1 protein-coding gene is annotated in these 577 nt (G+C 47.3%); it reads left to right on the plus strand.

Annotation, left to right across the window (positions count from 1 at the left end):
• The coding region (locus tag ACS8FD_RS23125) for an aminotransferase class I/II-fold pyridoxal phosphate-dependent enzyme (protein WP_439277581.1) at window positions 1–577 on the plus strand (577 nt) is incomplete at both ends.

A 577-nucleotide genomic window follows, 5' to 3' on the forward strand; every position in this document is an offset into this window, starting at 1 on the left:
CTGGCGCATTAAAAGTAGGTGCTGAATTTATTCATGAGTGGTTCCCGCAATCTAAATGCTATGTGAGCGACCCAACATGGGGCAACCATATTGCTATCTTTGAGGGCAGTGATGTTGAAGTTGGCAAATATCCCTACTACGATAAAGCCACTGGCGGCATCAAATTCGATGAGATGATTGCGTTTTTTGAGACGTTAAACAAAGACGATGTTCTTTTACTTCATCCTTGCTGCCACAACCCAACGGGCGTGGATTTGACCAAAGAGCAGTGGGATCAAGTGCTAAACGTCATTCAGGAGCGCGAGCTGATTCCATTCATGGATATCGCTTATCAAGGTTTTGGCGAAGATATGGACAGCGATGCTTATGCTATTCGTAAGGCAGTCGATATGGGTCTACCGCTGTTTGTCAGCAACTCATTCTCCAAAAACCTGTCGTTATACGGTGAGCGTGTCGGCGGCTTATCAGTCGTTTGCCCAACTACTGATGAAGCCGAGCGTGTCTTTGGTCAGCTGACTTCTACAGTACGCCGTATCTACTCAAGCCCACCATCACATGGCGGACGCGTCGTCGATAT

Source organism: Psychrobacter sp. 1U2 (genome assembly GCF_051847575.1).